Below are 16663 nucleotides of genomic sequence, written 5' to 3'. Positions count from 1 at the left end.
CTCCTGCGGGCTGAGCCCGTCGAGACGCCGGCCGTCAGCCGAGCGTGATCGTCGCGTTGTCGATGAGCCGGGTGGCGCCGACGCGGGCGGCGACGAGCACGACGGCCTCGCCTCTCGCGTCATCGGCGACCGGCAGGAACGTCTCGGGATCGACGACGACGAGATAGTCGAGCGTGACCTCGTCGTGGTCGCCGAACGCGGCGGCGGCCTCGGCGAGCACCTCGGAGAGACCGTCGGGGGCCGCCTCATGCGCCGCCTTGAGCGCCTCGGAGAGGGTGAGCGCCGCTGCACGTTGCGCCGGGTCGAGGTAGCGATTGCGGCTCGAGAGAGCCAGCCCGTCGGCTTCACGCACGGTCGGCACGACCTCGATATCGGCGGGTACGTCGAGATCGCGCACCATGCTGCGCACGAGGAAGACCTGCTGCGCGTCTTTCTGGCCGAAGACCGCGATATCGGGGAGGGCGATGTTCAGCAGCTTGCTGACGACGGTGAGCATGCCGTCGAAATGACCCGGGCGCGATGCACCCTCGTAGAGCGACCCCACCCGACCGGCGGTGAGCGTCGTGCCGACCTCGCCTCTCGGGTACATCTCGGCGACTGTCGGAGCGAACACGAACTCCACGCCGAGGACCGCGAGCGCCGCGGCATCCGCGTCGAGGGTGCGCGGGTAGCGGTCGAGATCTTCACCCGGGCCGAACTGCAGCGGGTTCACGAAGATCGACACCACGACGACGTCGGCGAGCTCACGCGCACGCGCGACGAGCGCGAGGTGACCGTCGTGCAGGGCGCCCATGGTCGGCACGAGGGCGACGGATGCTCCGGCCGCGCGCCGTTCGGCGAGCAGCTCGCGCAGCTCGGCGATCGTCGGCACCACCCGCGTGCCCGCGGCGACCTCGGTCACGCGCCACCTCCCAGCGTCCAGTCGGTACCGGCCCCGTCGATCGTATCTGCCCCCTCGGCGTATGCGCCGCCGTCGTGCCTTGCGAGCGCGTTCTCGACGGAGGAGCGCACGAGCGGCGCAAGCACGGCGCCCGGGCGGGCGATGCCGATGCCATCGAGGAGGCTGCTCGCCTGGTCGATGATCGCACTCGAGAACGACACCGCGGTGTCGATCGCCTCGCCGTAAGCCGCGCGGTCTCGCTCGGCGACGATGAAGGGTTCGCCGCCCATCTCGACGACGAGCGCCTGCCCGATCGGCAGCACCGGCGCCGGAGCGGTGACCGCGAACCAGGTGCCGGGCAGTCGGGCGAGATCGACGCTCGTGCCGGTGAAACTCATGGCGGGATGCACGGCGAGCGGGATGGCCCCCGCGAGTCGCGCGGGATCGAGCACTTCGGTGCCGAAGCGTGCGACGGTGTGCAGCACGAGTTGCCCGGGCTGCCAGACGCCGGCGTCGGCGAGACCCGCGACGAGCGCGCCGAGCTCGTCTTCGGGTACGGCGAGCAGCACGAGTTCGCTGCGCTCGATGATCTCGGGGATCGTCAGTACCGGAACCGACGGCAGCATCGCCGCGGCTCGCTCGCGGCTCGAGTCGGAGACGGCGGAGATGCCCGTGAGGGCGTGCCCCGCACCCGCGAGCGCTGACGCGAGCACCGCGCCGACGCGTCCGGCGCCGATGGTGCCGACACCGAGCCGGCCCGGACGATCAGCCGACACGATCCTGCTCCGTTCCGTCGGGTGCTGTTCCCTGAGCCTGCCGAAGGGAGGGCGAGCCCGGGTGCGCTTCGACGGGCTCAGCGAGCGCAGCGGATGCAGCAGATGCCGCGACCGGGACCGCGCCCCAGCGGTGAGAGGTGTCGCTCGCCGCACGCTCGACCGCTTCGTGCGAGAGACGCTCGAAGAGCGCCGTCGCCTCGGAACGCTCGACGACGGGCAGCAGCGCCGTGACCGGGCCGGTGACGGTATGGAGGCGAAGGGTCGCGAGGTCGAGTGCGCGTTCGATCGGGCCGACCGACACCGCGAGCGACTGCATGCGCGCGAGTGGCACGAGGCTGAGGCTGCGCACGAGCGCACCCCGCCGGATCACCGCGACGCCGGAGGCGGATGCGATTCCGATTCGTCGCCACGAGAACGGCCGCAGCCATGCGGCGCGCTTCGGCGTGCTCGAGAAGCCGCCGGCGCCGCCCCGGCCGGTGAGGCCGGCGTCGACGAGCGGTTCGACGTCGGCCGCGGCATCCGGAAGCAGCAGACCGAGCACCCGGTGCACGTCGGCCGCCATGCCGACCGGCAGCACGATGGTGCGCTGCGCGGCATCGCCGGAGGCGGAGACCGACTGTCCGGCGACGTTGATGCGCACCGACCACCACCCGAACGGCCGCCAGAACACCCACTGCGTCGCTTCGATCGCATGCACGCGCCCCGGGGGGATCGTCTGGTTCGCGGTGGAGAGCAGCCCGTGACCGATGCGCACGCCATCGGGCGTGCCCGCGATCGAGTAGCGGAGCGACTTCGTGATGCGGGTCCACATGTAGCTCACGAGACCGATCCCCGCGGGCACGAAGCTGAAGAGCACCCACATCTGGCCTGTCGTCACGCCCACCACGATGATCGCCACGAGGATGATCGCCCACAGCGTCGAACCGCCGAGCAGGGTCGATCCGATGACGCGCCCGATCGGCAGGTGCACGACCGACTCGGGCGGCGCGAGCTCGGGGTCGAGCTCGGGCGCGAGGAACTCGCCGACGCGCTGGGTGACGATCGCGCCTGCGCGGGAGGTCACGGGCTGGTGCGCGCCGCTCGGGTCGACTCCTGACGCGACGCCCGTGTCGGTGCCCGGGACGACGGCCGGGCCTGCGCCCCCGTCACGCTCGGGGCCGGCCGCGACCTCGCCGGATACTGCGGCCCGGGCGGCGCCAGGGCCCTGTTCCCGTTCGGCGCGGGCACCAGACGCCAGCCGAAGTATGTCGGCCCGCAGGGCGTCGGCCAGCGCCGAGCCGAGATAGGCGAGCTGCACGTTCGCCGATTGGCCGGCGACCGAGACCTCGAGCTTCGCGGTACCGAAAAGTCGTGCGAACAACGGCCGGTTGACGTTGATGCCCTGGATGCGATCGAGCCTGGCGCTTCGATGAGAGCGGAAGAAGATGCCGCTCTTCACCTCGACCGCCTCGCGCGTCACCCGGAACGAGTGCATGCGCCATGACAGCCAGAAGGCGACCACGACAGCCAGGATCACGACGGCGAGGCCGAGGATGGCCCACCCCACGAGCCCGTTGGAGACGATGCCGCCCACGGGGTCGTTCGCCCAATCTTGACGCCACCCGCCGTACTCGGCGTCGAGCCCTTCGCCCGCCTCGGGCGCGAAGACGGATATCCAGATGTCGACGACCCGTTCGCGAAGGTTGGCGATCAGGAAGCCGATCACCGCGATGAACACGAGACCGCCGCGCAGCAACGGGCTCGCCGGGTGCAGGCGGTGCCACTCGCCGTCGGCGAGGTTCACGACCCCCTGCGGGCGCTCGATTCGGCTCACAGCCCCGCCCGGCGCGACTCGGCGAGGGCGACGAGCTCGTCGCGCAGGCGGTCGGCCTCTTCCATCGGCAGCCCGGGCACGGTCACCGCGGTCGACGCGGCGGCCGTCACGAACTTGAGATCGGCGAGCCCGAGCCACCGCGCGACCGGACCGCGGGTGATGTCGACCAGCTGCATGCGCCCGTAGGGCACCGCCACCTGTCGCTGGAACATGATGCCTCGCCGGAACAACAGGTCGTCGGCCCGCAGCCGGTACTCGATCGAGCGCACCCGGCGCGGCTCGAACGCGATGCCGATGATCGAGGCCACGGCGATCGCGATCGCGATCCAGAGCGCCCACTGCTGCTGCCAGAGGAAGTACACGACGAGCAGTGCGCCGACGAAGATCACCATGCCGATGATCGAGCCGATCACCTCGACGACGAGGTACTTCGGTGAGACGCGCTGCCAGCCGGTATCGGATGCCGCGGTCTGCGTGCCGGGCAGTTCAGGACCCGTCACGTCGGGCTGCGTGCCGGGCAGTTCAGGCATGAGCGGGTTCTTCCTTCTCGGTTTCGGTGTCGTCGGGCGGAAGCGTGCAGAAGTGCTCGGCGATGAGGCCGCCGGCCATGAGGAGCGCCGCACCGATCGCCGTCGCGAGTGCGAGCCAGATGGTCGACGGCGCAGGCACGACGCTGCGGGTCAGGAGGAAGAGGGTGATGCCGAGCCCGAAACCGAAGACGAGCGCTCCGCTCAGGCTGCACGCCTTCGCAAGCACCGCGGTGCGCATCGCCCGGAAGGGGTCGAGGTGCTTCGTCGACTTGCCCTTCACTGCGCGCCGGATAGGCCACGCGAAGGCGACGACGAGGATCGCGACACCGGTCAGAGTGATCGGCAGCGAGATGGGGGGCACGAGCGCCTTCGCCCCGGAGGAGACGGTCGCGAGGTCGACGAGGTAGCCCGCGACGAGCCCGGCCAGCACGAACGCGATGATCGTGGAGACGTGCGTACGCTTCACCGGCGCACCACCTCGTCGGTTGCGGCTGCGCGCAGAGCGGCGATCGGCCCGCGCGCGGCCAGCACGGCGTCGGGCTCCACATCGAGCCACGGCGCCAGCACGAAGGCCCGCTGCCAAGCGCGCGGATGCGGCAGCACGAGTTGATCGTCGGCGATCACGGTGCCGCCGACGTCGATGAGGTCGAGGTCGAGGGTGCGATCGCCCCAGTGCTCGGAACGCACCCGCCCGTGCTCGCGCTCGATGTGCTGCAGCACGTCGAGCAGGGCGTGCGGGTCGATGCTCGTCTCGACGATGACGACGCCGTTGAGGTATCGAGGCGCATCGTCGTCGACGCCCGCGTCTCTGATCGCGGGTGTCTCGTAGACCGGCGACACCGCCACGAGCACGAGGCCGTCGGTCTCGGCGATCTCACGCGTCGCGGCCGCGATCGTCGCCTCACGATCGCCGAGGTTCGCCCCGAACGCGATGACGGCGCGCGTCATGACCGCCCCCGCACGATCGTGACCGCGACATCCGCGAAAGGAACGCTGATGGGTGCTTGCGGCTTGTGCACCGTGACTTCGACCTCGTCGACAGCCGCGAAGCCGAGCGCGACGACAGCGACGCGTTCAGCGACCGTCTCGATGAGGTCGACCGGGTCGCGTTCGACGGCGGCGACGACCGCTTCGGCGAGTTCGCCGTAGTGCACGGTGCGGTCGAGGTCGTCGGTGGATGCCGCGGCGGCCAGGTCGACCGCGACCGCGACGTCGATCACGAACTCCTGCCCGTCGGTGCGCTCGAAGTCGAACACGCCGTGGTGCGCGCGCACGCGAAGCCCCGTGAGGGTGATCCGGTCGCCCCGGTCGCGTTTGCACAGTTCAGGCACGTCGACCACTCTGCCACGCCCCGAGGACGTCGAGGGCGCGGCGCGTGCCCTGCACGTCGTGCACCCGCACCCCCCAAGCGCCTGCATCGGCGGAGAGCACGCTCACGATGGCGGTCGGCAGGTCACGGTCGGTGACGGATGCCTCGGCCGGCAGCATCGCGCCGAGGAATCGCTTGCGCGAAGCGCCCACGAGGATCGGCAGCCCGAGCCCGGCGAGCACGTCGAGTCGCCCGAGCAGCTGCCAGTTCTGCTCCCCGCGCTTGGCGAAGCCGAGTCCGGGGTCGAGGATGAGCTTCTCGGGCGCGACGCCCGCGGCCACGAGTGCGTCGACCCGCTGGGCGAGTTCGTCGCGAACTTCGACGGCGACGTCGTCGTAGTCGGCGAAGTCGTCCATGCGGTCGGCGTGGCCGCGCCAGTGCATCGCGACGTACTGCACTCCGGTCTCGGCGGCGATCGCGCCCATCGCGGCGTCGGCGAGGCCCGCGGAGACGTCGTTGATGATCTCGGCGCCCGCTTCGACGGCCGCGAGCGCGGTGGTCGCACGCATCGTGTCGACGCTCAGACGGATGCCGCGACCGGCGAGCGCCCGGATGACCGGTATCACCCGGCGCAACTCCTCTTCTGGTTCGACGCGCGCCGCGCCCGGGCGCGTCGACTCGCCCCCGACGTCGAGGATGTCGGCACCCTCGGCGACGAGTTCGAGTCCGTGCGCGATCGCCGCGTCGGCATCGAACCACTTGCCGCCGTCGCTGAACGAGTCGGGTGTGACGTTGACGACCCCCATGACCAGGATCGGCTCCCCGAGCCTGTCGAAGGGAGGCGCCTCTTGCAGCGCTTCGACGGATTCGGCGAGCGAGTGCTCGTCAGGCATTCGCCTGCGCACCGATCAGCGCGATGATCTCACCGCGGGCAGCGGGCTCGGAGAGCGCGCCGCGACTCGCGATCGTCACCGTGGAGCTGCGCTCCTGCCGCGAACCCCGGGTCGTCACGCAGCGGTGTTGCGCGTCGAGCACGACGAGCACGCCCTTGGGGTCGAGACCGGCCACCAGAGTGTCGGCGATCTCCTCGGTGAGCCGCTCCTGCAACTGCGGACGGCGGGCGAGCGTGTCGACGACCGCGGGAATGCGTCCGAGTCCGACGACCCGGTCACCGGGCAGGTACGCCACGTGCGCCGTACCGACGAACGGCAGCAGGTGGTGCTCGCACACCGAACGGAACGCGAGGTCGCGCAGGATGACCGCGTCGCTCGTCGCGGGCACGCCGGCATCCGCGCCGCCCTGAGCCTGTCGAAGAGCCGACCCGATCGGAACCGAGTCGGCGAGGTGACGGAGCGGGTCGACGTCGAGACCGCCGAAGAAGTCGGCGTAAGCCTCGGCGACTCGCTGGGGCGTGCGCTCGAGCCCGGGCCGCGATGGGTCTTCACCGATCGCGAGCAGGATCTCGTGCACCGCGCGCTGGATGCGCAGGGCGTCCACTCCGGCCATGGCTCCCCTTCTTCGGGTCGATGGACTTCGACCGACCGACGACTACGCCGTGGCGGGGCGCGGGTTCGACCGGGGCGCGCGCGCAGCGGTCTCGTCGACCGGCAGCTGACCGGAGTCGACCCCACCGTCGACGGCACCCTGGTCGATCGGCATCTTCTCGGTCGGGAAGGCGATCGGAGGCCGGTCGGACACGGGGCGCTTGTCGCTCGACAACCACTGCGGGCGCTCGGGCAGCTTCTTCACGTCTTTGAAGATCTCGGCGATCTGCTTGTGGTCGAGCGTCTCTTGTTCGAGCAGTTCGGCCGCGAGCTTGTCGAGGATGTCGCGGTTGTCGTTCAGCACCAGCCAGGCCTCGTCGTGCGCCTGCTCGATGAGCGTGCGCACTTCGCCGTCGACCCGCTCGGCGATGCGTTCGGAGTAGTCGCGCTGGTGGCCCATGTCGCGACCGAGGAAGACCTCGCCCTGCGACTGGCCGAGCTTGACTGCACCGACGTTCGCGCTCATGCCGAATTCGGTGACCATCTTGCGAGCCGTCGACGTGGCCTTCTCGATGTCGTTCGACGCACCGGTCGAGGGGTCGTGGAACACGATCTCTTCGGCGACGCGGCCACCCATCGCATACGTGAGCTGGTCGAGCAGTTCGTTGCGGCTGATCGAGTACTTGTCTTCGAGCGGCAGCACCATCGTGTAGCCGAGGGCGCGCCCACGCGGCAGGATCGTGATCTTCGTGACGGGGTCGGTGTAGTTCATCGCCGCGGCAGCGAGGGCGTGGCCGCCCTCGTGGTAGGCCGTGATGAGCTTCTCCTTGTCTTTCATGACGCGGGAGCGGCGCTGCGGGCCGGCGATCACACGGTCGACGGCCTCATCGAGGGCGCGGTTGTCGATGAGCTGCGCGTTCGAGCGCGCGGTGAGCAGCGCTGCCTCGTTGAGCACGTTCGCGAGGTCGGCACCAGTGAAGCCCGGCGTCTTGCGCGCGAGCACCTCGAGGTCGACGCCGTTGGCGAGGGGCTTGCCCTTGGAGTGCACCTCGAGGATCTTCTGGCGGCCCTTGAGGTCGGGTGCGTCGACGCCGATCTGCCGGTCGAAGCGGCCGGGGCGAAGCAGCGCGGGGTCGAGGATGTCGGGGCGGTTCGTCGCCGCGATGAGGATGACGTTGGTCTTCGGGTCGAAGCCGTCCATCTCGACGAGCAGCTGGTTGAGCGTCTGCTCGCGCTCGTCGTGGCCACCGCCGAGTCCGGCACCGCGGTGCCGGCCGACGGCGTCGATCTCGTCGACGAAGATGATGGCGGGCGCGTTCTGCTTGGCCTGCTCGAAGAGGTCACGCACGCGGGATGCGCCGACGCCCACGAACATCTCGACGAAGTCGGAGCCCGAGATCGAGTAGAACGGCACTGCCGCTTCACCGGCGACCGCTCGTGCGAGCAGCGTCTTGCCGGTGCCGGGAGGGCCATAGAGCAGCACGCCCTTGGGGATGCGTGCGCCGACGGCCTGGAACTTCGCGGGTTCCTTCAGGAACTCCTTGATCTCGTGGAGTTCTTCGATGGCCTCGTCGGCACCGGCGACGTCGTCGAAGGTGACCTTGGGGCTCTCCTTCGTGACGAGCTTCGCCTTGGACTTGCCGAACTGCATGACCTTGCTGCCGCCGCCCTGCATGCCCGAGAGCATGATCCAGAAGAAGAGGCCGATCAGCACGAGCGGCAGAAGAATGCCGAGCATCGAGAGGAACCAGTTCGGCTGCGGCACCTCATCGTTGTAGCCGTCGGCGGGGTTCGCCTCGTCGACGGCGGCGACGATGTCGGGCCCGCGCGGCGTCACGTAGTAGAACTGCACTTGCTTGCCGAGCTCGTCGTCTTCTTTGGCGAGCGTGAGGTCGACACGGTTCTCACCGTCGACGATCTTGACCGAGGCGACCTTGCCGTCGTTCAGCAGTTCGAGGCCCTCTTGCGTCGACACCTCTTTGAACCCCGAGGCGGTGATGAGGCTCGAACCGATCCACACGGCGACGATCGCGAGCAGAATGTAGATGATCGGCCCGCGCAGGATCTTCTTGATGTTCATGGTGCTGACAGGCTACCGCGGCGATGCTGCAGGTCGGCTGCGTGTTCGCTGTGGGCTGCGAAGCAGGCAGCAGCGAACCAACGAGCGCAGCCGCTGTGGGCTGCGAAGCAGGCCGCAGCGAACCCACGAGCGCAGCCGCTGTGGGTTCAGCTGTAGACGTGCGGTGCGAGGATCGCGACGTCGCGGAGGTTGCGGTACTGCTCGGCGTAGTCGAGGCCATAGCCGACGACGAACTGGTTCGGGATGTCGAAGCCGAGGTACTTGACCGTCACGTCGACCTTCGCGGCGTCGGGCTTGCGCAGCAGCGCGCAGATCTCGACCGACTCGGCGCCGCGCGATTCGAGGTTGCCGAGCAGCCAGCTGAGCGTGAGGCCCGAGTCGATGATGTCTTCGACGATGACGACGTGCTTGCCGGTGAGGTCGGTGTCGAGGTCTTTCACGATGCGCACGACGCCCGAGGACTGCGTGCCCGCACCATAGGAGGAGACGGCCATCCAGTCCATCTTCACGTGCGGGCGCAACTCGCGCGCGAGGTCGGCCATGACCATGACGGCGCCCTTCAACACGCCGACGAGCAGCACGTCTCGGCCCTCGTAGTCTGCCTCGATGCGGCGGGCGAGCTCGGCGAGCTTTTCGTGGATCTCGGCTTCGGTGACGAGCACCTCGGTGAGGTCGGCCTCGATCTCGCGCGCGTACATTTCCGGTCTGCTCCTCGTTGCTCGGCGAACGGATGCCACGAGCCTACCGGTCGCCTCCTGTGGATGCCGCGCCGGTTCCGGTTGCACGTCGCGCGTCCCGCAGCCAGAGCGTCGTGATGACGATCAACGGCACCTGGGTGGCGGCGTAGACGATATGGAATCCGTAGTGCGCGATGGTCTGCGCCGGCTGGAACGGCAAGAACCCGAGCGGGAGCACGGTGAGGATGCCGCCGATGAGCGAGAGCCAGCCCCAGACGAGGAGCGCCCACGTCGCGACCCGCCTGATGGGGCGCACGAACCAGCATCCGGCCAGTACGAGCGTGACGAGCGTCGGCACGAGGGTCTCGGCGCTGAGGATCGTCTGCCCCGGGAGATCAGCGACGTTGTGCACGAACATGCCGAGCCAGGCGATCACCGCTGATGCCAGGATCGCGGCGGGCCATCGCCGCACGGAAGGCCGTTCCATGGCCCGACGTTGGCACGCCCGGAACCCGCGCGCAAGGCGCGGGAGCAACTCAGGCCGCGGTGAACACCAACAACTCGCCGATGCGCGAAGCCTGCACGCCCTGCAGGTCGATCGGGCCCTGGCCGTGCCAGTCGGTGACGAGGCGCGCGACCTCGAGGGTCTGGGCGCGCGAGAGCGAGACGCCGAACTCGCTGCCGACGACGTGCCTGATGATGCGCTGGCGCAGCGCCGCCGGGTTCGACGCGAGGGCGCCGACCGACACCGCGATGCCGGCCTCGGCTGGTTCGCAGATCTCCTCGATGAACTCCTCGATCTGCTCCGCGAACGCCGCCTCGTCTTCACGCAATTGCTCGGCGGTGCGCACGAGCGCCTCGGCGATGCCCGGGCCGAGTTCGGCCTCGAGCACGGGCAGCACTCGTTCGCGCACGCGCACGCGCGCATAAGAGTGGTCGGTGTTGTGCGGGTCGTCCCATGGGGTGAGCCCCGCGTCGAGGCAGGCCTGCCGCGTCGTCGCACGGCGGATGCCGAGGAGCGGCCGGGCGTAGCGACCGGCACGCGCCGGCATGCCAGAGAGGCTCGCGGCGCCCGAGCCGCGGGCGAGGCCGAGCAGCACCGTCTCGGCCTGGTCGTCGAGGGTGTGCCCGAGCAACACGAGCGCCGCGTCGGTCTCGGCGGCGGCGGCATCGAGAGCGGCATAACGCGCTGAACGAGCAGATGCCTCGGGCCCGCCCTCGCCCGTCACCTCGACGCGGCGCACGATGACAGGGTCGAGCCCGAGCTCGCGCGCGGTCCCCGCTGCGGCGGCCGCGACATCCGCAGACCCCGCCTGCAGTCCGTGGTCGACGATGACGGCGCCCGCGCGGAGTCCGGCGCGCGGCGCCTCGAACGCCGTCGCCGCGGCGAGCGCGAGCGAATCGGCGCCGCCGGACAGGGCGACGAGCACGAGTGGATTCGTCACAGGAGTCTCGATACGCGTCGCCTGCGGCGGCGCTACTCGACCAATGTCGGGCAGCACGCCGCGCACTGCGCGGCGCACGTCGGCGATCGGCGGTGTCAGTCGCGGCCGGTGCGGGGTCGCGGGCACTTCGGCGGGCTCAGAGGGAGCCGTCGGCTGGTCAGGAGGCATCAAGTAACCTTATTCCGCCGATCGCGGCCGCTCCTGAACGGGCCGGCCCGGGGCCGAGCTTCCAGAGAGTGCTTCCAGAAGTGCTTCCGATACAAGGAGAACCAGCATGGGCGAGTACGCCGCCATCATCGAGATCCCCAAGGGGAGCCGCAACAAGTACGAGGTCGACCACGAGACCGGCCGGGTCTTTCTCGACCGCGTGCTCTACACGACGTTCGTCTACCCGACCGACTACGGCTTCTTCGAGAACACCCTCGGCGACGACGGCGACCCGCTCGACGTGCTCGTGCTGCTCGACTACCCGCTGTTCCCGGGCGTCGGCGTGAAGGTGCGCCCGGTGGGCGTGTTCAACATGACCGACGACGGCGGCGGCGACGCGAAGGTCATCGCGGTGCCCGCGGGCGACCCGCGCTGGAACCACATCCAGGACCTGAACGACATCCCCGAGTTCACCCGCAAAGAGATCGAGCACTTCTTCGAGCACTACAAAGACCTCGAGCCCGGCAAGTGGGTCAAGACCGAGGGCTGGGCCGATGCGGCCGAGGCCGAGGCGCTCATCCAGAAGGCGATCGACAAGTTCCCGGGTCACTGACCAGGGCATGAGCCCGAACGGATGTCGCGAGCTCGCGACATCCGTTCGGTGCGACTGAGACAGCAGGGGCGGGCCGACGAAGTCCTCCCAACCGTCGTGACGAGCGAGCGAGCACGACGCACTTCGCTGGCGTGGGCCGGCTCAGCGCGCACATCGGAATCAGCTCGCGGGGCGCGCGGCCGCCGACGGGCTGCCCCAGATGGGCCACTCGCGCACGGGCTTGCCGTAGTCGGGCGCCTCGAGAATGCGCCCGCCACCGAGGTAGATCGCGACGTGGTAGTAGTTGCCGGGCGAACCCCAGAACAACAGGTCACCGCGCTGCGCGCTGCCGAGTGAGACCGCCTTGCCGCGATCCGCGAGCGTGTGGTACTGGTTCGTCGCCGAATGCGTGCCGATGCCGATGCCCGCCGCGGCGTACGCGGCCCGTGTGAGGCCCGAGCAGTCCCACGAGTCTGGACCTGCGCCGCCGAGCCGGTAGGGCTCGCCGAGTTGCTGGCTCGCGAACCAGATCGCCGTCTCGACGGCACCCGCGTTCGGCGGGGCAGGGTCGGGGTTCGGCGCCGGAGTGCCTCCGCCGTTACCACCGCCTCCGCCTCCCCCACCGCCACCGGGCGCAGGCGCAGGCGCGGGGGCCGGTCGAGTGGCTTCGGCGAGCGCTGCAGCTGCCGCCGCCTGTGCCTGACCTTCGACCCGTTCACGTTCAAGCTCGGCGGTCGTGTTCTTCAGCGTCGCGAGCTGGGCGTAGAGCTCGACCGAACGCTGTTCCTGCGCCGTGACGGCCGAGAGTGCGGCTTCCGCTGCGGCATTCGCCTCCGTCGCTTTCGCCTCGGCGAGTGCGGCGAGGCGGGTGCGTTCGGCAGCCGCTGCCGCTGCCTGGGCGCGCAGTGCGTCGGCGGTGTTGCGGTCGGCCACCGCCTGCTCGTAAACGGCCTGCGACTGCTCGCCGAGCTTGGAGGCCATGCCGAGCTGCTTCAGCAGCCCGTCGGCGTTCTCGCCCGAGAAGACGAGCTCGGCGCTCAAGTCATTGCCGGCGGTCTTCGCGAGATGCGCGGCGAGGAGCCCGGCGCGCATCTTCGAGATCTCGGCGACCGCGTCGGCCTCGTCGGCCTGTCGCGCGAGGGTGCTCTCGCGTTCGGCCGCCCGATCGCGCGCGTCGACCGCGATGCGGTACGACTCGGCCGCGATCTGCGAGGCCTGCACCGCGACATCCGCCGCCTGTTGCAAGCCCGCGAGCAGCTCGCCGACCCGCTCGATCTCTGCCTGCTTGGTCGCCTCGTTGGTCTTCGCCTGTTCGATCTCGCTCCACGACGGATAGTCGGGCTCTGCCATGGCCGGGCCGCCGGCCGCAACGACCGACGCGGTGACGGCACCGACCGCGACCGTCGAGAAGACCGTCGCCGGCTTCACCCGCGACACGGGCCTCGTTCGATTCTCAGCCAAGACGGATCCCCCGATCGGCCATGAACGGGATCGGATCGATGCGGGTGCCGCCGATCCAGACCTCGAAGTGCAGGTGGCAGCCATCGGATGCCCCGGTGGTGCCGCTCCACGCGATGTGCTGGCCGGCGCTCACCCACTCGCCCGCGCCGACGAGTCGGCCGCCGTCGACGATGTGGGCGTATCCCGTCGAGACGCCCCCGCCATGGTCGACCCTGATGTAGTTGCCGTACGTGCCCGAGCTTCCAGAGAAGCTGACGACGCCACTGTTCGCCGCATAGATCGGCGCACCGCAGCCGGTGCCGAGGTCGACGGCATAGTGGAAGCTACCTGAACAGCCGCCACTGCAGATCGGGGCGCGGGGGCCGTAGTCGCCGGTGATCCGTCCGGCGGCGGGCTTGGCCCATCCCGAGGCGGCGACAGCACCGGGCGAACCGGTGCGGGCTGCCTCTTCGCGGCGCTTCCGTTCTTCCTCCTGGCGGATGCGCTCACCCTCCTGGTACGCCGCCGTGGTCTTCGCCTCGGCGTCTTTGAGGAACGCCAGCTGCGCCTCCAGCTCGATCTTCTTCGATTGCGATTCGGCGAGCGCGGCCTCAGCGGCCGCTTGTGCTTCTTGCGCGGCCACGAGGGCGGCTTCGGCGGCGATGCGCAGCTTCTCGCGCTCGGCCTGTGCCACCTCGGCTTGGTCGCTGAGCGCGAGCGCCGTGTTCTTCTTCTCTTGAGCACGGTCGTAGATGCTCGAGGTGCGCTCGACCATCTTCTCCATGCTGCCGAGCTTCGAGAGCAGGGCGTCGGTCGCCTGCTCGTCGCCGGCGTCGAGGAAGAGATTCACGCCGACATCGCTGCCGCCCGAACGGTAGAGCTGCGCGGCGACCTGACCCGCGTTCGACTCGGCTGCGGCGGCCTCAGCCGCCGATGCGTCGGCCTGAGCCTGGATCTGGTCGGCGCGCGTCACCGCCTCGTCGTACTTCTGTTGGGCGACGAAGAGCTCGTCGGTGCGGCGCTCGGCCTCGGCGCGAGTCACCTCGACATTCGTCTCGAGCTGCGCGATGAGGGCGATGACCTGATCGACGGCCGCGGCGCCCGCGGCGGTGTTCGCCTTCGCGGCCTGCAAGTCGTCCCAACTCGGATAGGTGGCGGCGGTCGCGGACTGCGGCGCCGCGATGACGGGGCCGAGCAATGCTGCCGCAGCGATCGCGACGATGGCGCCCAAGCGACGCGAAGTACGCTGGCGGCGCGATCCCGTCGCGGCGCCTCGATTCAGGCTCGTTCCAGCTCGAGCGGTCGGCTGTCGGTCTGTGCTGCGATACATCTTTCCCCGTCCACGCGGGCTCGGGTCCCCGCGCTCATCACTCTCGGTTCGGGCACTGGCAGCCCAACGATAGGGGCGGGATCGGCGCTTTCCGGGCATTTGGGGCGCGTGTGGCGGATGCCGCGTGGCGAGCCCCGCGGCATCCGCGCCCCTCGTTTTGCCATCTCGCGTGAGTGCACGTATGCTTGGCTGTCGGCGGGCGTGCCCAGCACTGCCCTCCGGCCCCATCGTTTAGTGGCCTAGGACACCGCCCTTTCACGGCGGCAGCACGGGTTCGAATCCCGTTGGGGTCACTGCACGACAAGCACATATAATCGAATAACTCGGTGTCGAAAAGACACCACGGTGTTGCAAGACACCACGAGGCCCTGTAGCGCAGTTGGTTAGCGTGCCGCCCTGTCACGGCGGAGGTCGCGGGTTCAAGTCCCGTCAGGGTCGCTCAGGCGACAAGCCCTTTCCCTTTCGAGAGAAGGGGCTTTCGCCTTCTCGAGGCAGTAGGTCCGGTGAGAATCGGGCGGATGGCCCCGAGGCTCTGTAGCTCAGTTGGTAGAGCGCACGACTGAAAATCGTGAGGTCACGGGATCGACGCCCGTCGGAGCCACCATCGAAACCCCCGGTTCACCGGGGGTTTTCTGGTTTCAGCGGGCGATCTCGCCTGGGCGCCGGTGAGGCTGTGCCATTAATGTGCCATTAATCTCGGCAGGGGCCTGCCGTGTGGTTCGCTGCAATGGTTCGCCGGCTGCATTCTTGAGCGCGTCGTTCAGGGCGGCGCCGGCACGGAGCGCGACCCCCTCGCGGGCACGCGAGTAGCGCTCAGTGACCTGCAAGCTCGAGTGCCCGAGCGTCGCCTGCACGTCGGGCGCGCTGGCGCCGGCATCGAACAGGATCGTCGCGAAGGTGTGCCGGAGATCGTGGATGCGCAGGTCGGGTCGGCCGATCGCCTCCCGGAGCTTTGCCCAGTCGACTCCTCGTCGCGCGTTGTGGTTGGTGAGCCGGCCGCCATCAGGTCCAGCGAACAGCAGGTCGTTCGACTGCTTGCCTCTCGCGGCGGTCTCGGCGTACGGGCGCAGCGCGTCGATCAACGGGACGTCGCGCGACTTGTGACTCTTGGGCGACTGCTCGATCAGCTCACCATGCTGGCCAGGACTCAGGGACCGGCTGACGTGGATGATGCCGCGCGCGAAGTCGACGTCGCCGACCCGCAGCGCGGTCGCCTCCCCCGCCCGCATCCCCGTATAGACGAGCGCGGCGAGGTAGCCGCGGTAGGCGCCCTCCGGCACGAGGTCGAGGAGCCTTCCGATCTGGTCGAGCGTGAGCGCGCGCGAGACCGGCGAGATGGACTCGCGCATGCTCGGCCGCTTCACCTCGCGGGCCGGGTTGTGGTCGATGAACCGGGAGCGCCGCGCGCCATCCAGCAGGCGTGAGAGCACCGCGAGCGCATCATTCTTCGCGGATGCTCCGCCAAGCCACGCCACCATCGCCGACTCGATCATCGGCGAGGTGATGTCTTCGAGGCGGTGCCGGCCAAGGCTCGGTTTCACCCGCAACCGCCAACCCACGCCGTAGCTGCGCGCGGTCGCCGGCCGCACCGAGGATTCGATCGCCGGCCAGTACTTCTCGTGCCACTGCTCGAGCGTCATCGACCCATTCGGGTTGCGGCCGGCGACCAGCTTCGCGAGCTCGCGCTTGGCCTCGGCGAGCGTCAGGAAGGTGCGGGAGCGTTCGGCCGCGCCGCCCTCGACACTCGGGCCGACGACGCGGATCTGGTACCGCTGCCGATCGGCGCGCCAGCGGATGCCCTCCGGGAGCGGTCGGCCCGTTCTCGGATCGATACGGCTCGGGGTATCTCGGTTCGGCCGCCCGGCCATCAGGGTTCCGTTCCACCCCGCGCGAGCAGGTCGTCGATCGTGTCGGCGCTCCAGAGCAGGTGCTTGCCCATATGGGCGTCGGGCTCGGGGATCAGTCCGTCGTGACGAAGCTTGTCGAACGTCGAGACCGGGATGCGGCACCGCGCGGCCGCCTCGACTCGGCTCAGGTACTCGACCCTCAGCGCGGTGTCGACCATGATGCATCCCTTCGGCTGTTCCGCCGCGGTGCTGGCATCTGGTGCACGCCGGCACAAGCGCGGCTATTTGCAAGTATCTGAGATTACCATGCATG

18 protein-coding genes and 3 tRNA genes are annotated in these 16663 nt (G+C 69.6%); 4 read left to right on the top strand and 17 right to left on the bottom strand.

All coding sequences use genetic code 11. From position 1 onward, the window contains the following. Nucleotides 1-34: 34 nt before the first annotated feature. From panC to tilS, 13 genes are all read right to left on the bottom strand, one after another. Entirely contained in the window at nt 35-901 is an 867-nt protein-coding gene (gene panC / locus AC1C2S_RS12430; protein WP_495352835.1) for a pantoate--beta-alanine ligase, read from the bottom strand. Further along, nucleotides 898-1656 (bottom strand): Rossmann-like and DUF2520 domain-containing protein, encoded by a 759-nt coding sequence (locus AC1C2S_RS12425; RefSeq protein WP_495352834.1) that lies wholly within the window; start codon nt 1654-1656, stop codon nt 898-900. The genes panC and AC1C2S_RS12425 overlap by 4 nt, the downstream gene beginning before the upstream one ends. Further along, entirely contained in the window at nt 1646-3469 is a 1824-nt protein-coding gene (locus AC1C2S_RS12420) for a PH domain-containing protein (protein ID WP_495352833.1), read from the bottom strand. The genes AC1C2S_RS12425 and AC1C2S_RS12420 overlap by 11 nt, the downstream gene beginning before the upstream one ends. Next, entirely contained in the window at nt 3466-3999 is a 534-nt protein-coding gene (locus tag AC1C2S_RS12415; protein WP_495352832.1) for a PH domain-containing protein, read from the bottom strand. Before AC1C2S_RS12415 ends, AC1C2S_RS12420 begins: the two co-directional genes overlap by 4 nt. Beyond that, nucleotides 3992-4465, bottom strand: coding sequence for a DUF3180 domain-containing protein (locus AC1C2S_RS12410; RefSeq protein WP_495352831.1), 474 nt, complete (start codon nt 4463-4465; stop codon nt 3992-3994). The genes AC1C2S_RS12415 and AC1C2S_RS12410 overlap by 8 nt, the downstream gene beginning before the upstream one ends. Next, complete coding sequence (folK, locus tag AC1C2S_RS12405; protein ID WP_495352830.1) at nt 4462-4947, bottom strand: 2-amino-4-hydroxy-6-hydroxymethyldihydropteridine diphosphokinase; 486 nt, start codon at nt 4945-4947, stop codon at nt 4462-4464. The genes AC1C2S_RS12410 and folK overlap by 4 nt, the downstream gene beginning before the upstream one ends. Further along, nucleotides 4944-5330, bottom strand: a complete 387-nt coding sequence (folB, locus tag AC1C2S_RS12400) for a dihydroneopterin aldolase (protein ID WP_495352829.1) — start codon at nt 5328-5330, stop codon at nt 4944-4946. The genes folK and folB overlap by 4 nt, the downstream gene beginning before the upstream one ends. Then, nucleotides 5323-6114 (bottom strand): dihydropteroate synthase, encoded by a 792-nt coding sequence (folP, locus tag AC1C2S_RS12395; RefSeq protein ID WP_495353246.1) that lies wholly within the window; start codon nt 6112-6114, stop codon nt 5323-5325. The genes folB and folP overlap by 8 nt, the downstream gene beginning before the upstream one ends. A 79-nt stretch (nt 6115-6193) precedes the next feature. Further along, nucleotides 6194-6814: a GTP cyclohydrolase I gene (folE, locus tag AC1C2S_RS12390; protein ID WP_495352828.1), complete on the bottom strand. Its 621-nt coding sequence runs from the start codon at nt 6812-6814 to the stop codon at nt 6194-6196. Nucleotides 6815-6856: 42 nt separating this feature from the next. Then, the gene (ftsH, locus tag AC1C2S_RS12385) at nt 6857-8872 is read right to left on the bottom strand and encodes an ATP-dependent zinc metalloprotease FtsH (protein ID WP_495352827.1); all 2016 of its coding nucleotides are present in this window, start codon (nt 8870-8872) and stop codon (nt 6857-6859) included. A gap of 146 nt (nt 8873-9018) precedes the next feature. Next, nucleotides 9019-9570, bottom strand: coding sequence for a hypoxanthine phosphoribosyltransferase (gene hpt / locus AC1C2S_RS12380; RefSeq protein WP_495352826.1), 552 nt, complete (start codon nt 9568-9570; stop codon nt 9019-9021). A 43-nt stretch (nt 9571-9613) separates the two neighbouring features. Then, entirely contained in the window at nt 9614-10036 is a 423-nt protein-coding gene (locus AC1C2S_RS12375) for a hypothetical protein (RefSeq protein ID WP_495352825.1), read from the bottom strand. A gap of 49 nt (nt 10037-10085) precedes the next feature. After that, entirely contained in the window at nt 10086-11162 is a 1077-nt protein-coding gene (gene tilS / locus AC1C2S_RS12370; RefSeq protein ID WP_495352824.1) for a tRNA lysidine(34) synthetase TilS, read from the bottom strand. Between the two features lie 106 nt (nt 11163-11268). Here tilS and ppa point away from each other — a divergent pair, with 106 nt between their 5' ends. After that, on the top strand, nt 11269-11754 hold the full coding sequence (ppa, locus tag AC1C2S_RS12365) for an inorganic diphosphatase (RefSeq protein ID WP_495352823.1): 486 nt from the start codon (nt 11269-11271) through the stop codon (nt 11752-11754). Nucleotides 11755-11913: 159 nt separating this feature from the next. On the opposite strand, the gene AC1C2S_RS12360 is transcribed toward ppa, so the two are convergent. After that, nucleotides 11914-13170, bottom strand: a complete 1257-nt coding sequence (locus AC1C2S_RS12360) for a C40 family peptidase (RefSeq protein ID WP_495352822.1) — start codon at nt 13168-13170, stop codon at nt 11914-11916. Between the two features lie 16 nt (nt 13171-13186). After that, a complete protein-coding gene (locus AC1C2S_RS12355) occupies nt 13187-14404 on the bottom strand; it encodes a peptidoglycan DD-metalloendopeptidase family protein (protein ID WP_495352821.1) in 1218 nt (405 codons plus the stop codon). A 319-nt stretch (nt 14405-14723) separates the two neighbouring features. Here AC1C2S_RS12355 and AC1C2S_RS12350 point away from each other — a divergent pair. From AC1C2S_RS12350 to AC1C2S_RS12340, 3 genes are all read left to right on the top strand, one after another. Next, nucleotides 14724-14796 (top strand) — tRNA-Glu (locus AC1C2S_RS12350). 71 nt (nt 14797-14867) lie between these two features. Beyond that, nucleotides 14868-14941: transfer RNA gene (locus tag AC1C2S_RS12345), tRNA-Asp, on the top strand. A 90-nt stretch (nt 14942-15031) separates the two neighbouring features. After that, a tRNA-Phe gene (locus tag AC1C2S_RS12340) sits at nt 15032-15107 on the top strand. Nucleotides 15108-15141: 34 nt separating this feature from the next. Here the strand turns inward: AC1C2S_RS12340 and AC1C2S_RS12335 are convergent. Together AC1C2S_RS12335 and AC1C2S_RS12330 are read right to left on the bottom strand one after the other, a co-directional pair. Beyond that, nucleotides 15142-16371, bottom strand: a complete 1230-nt coding sequence (locus tag AC1C2S_RS12335) for a tyrosine-type recombinase/integrase (protein ID WP_495352820.1) — start codon at nt 16369-16371, stop codon at nt 15142-15144. After that, nucleotides 16371-16568, bottom strand: coding sequence for a helix-turn-helix transcriptional regulator (locus AC1C2S_RS12330; RefSeq protein ID WP_495352819.1), 198 nt, complete (start codon nt 16566-16568; stop codon nt 16371-16373). The genes AC1C2S_RS12335 and AC1C2S_RS12330 overlap by 1 nt, the downstream gene beginning before the upstream one ends. Nucleotides 16569-16663 lie beyond the last annotated feature (95 nt).

The organism is Agromyces sp. Y782 (genome assembly GCF_059445405.1).
This window is presented reverse-complemented; position numbering and strand designations above follow the sequence as displayed.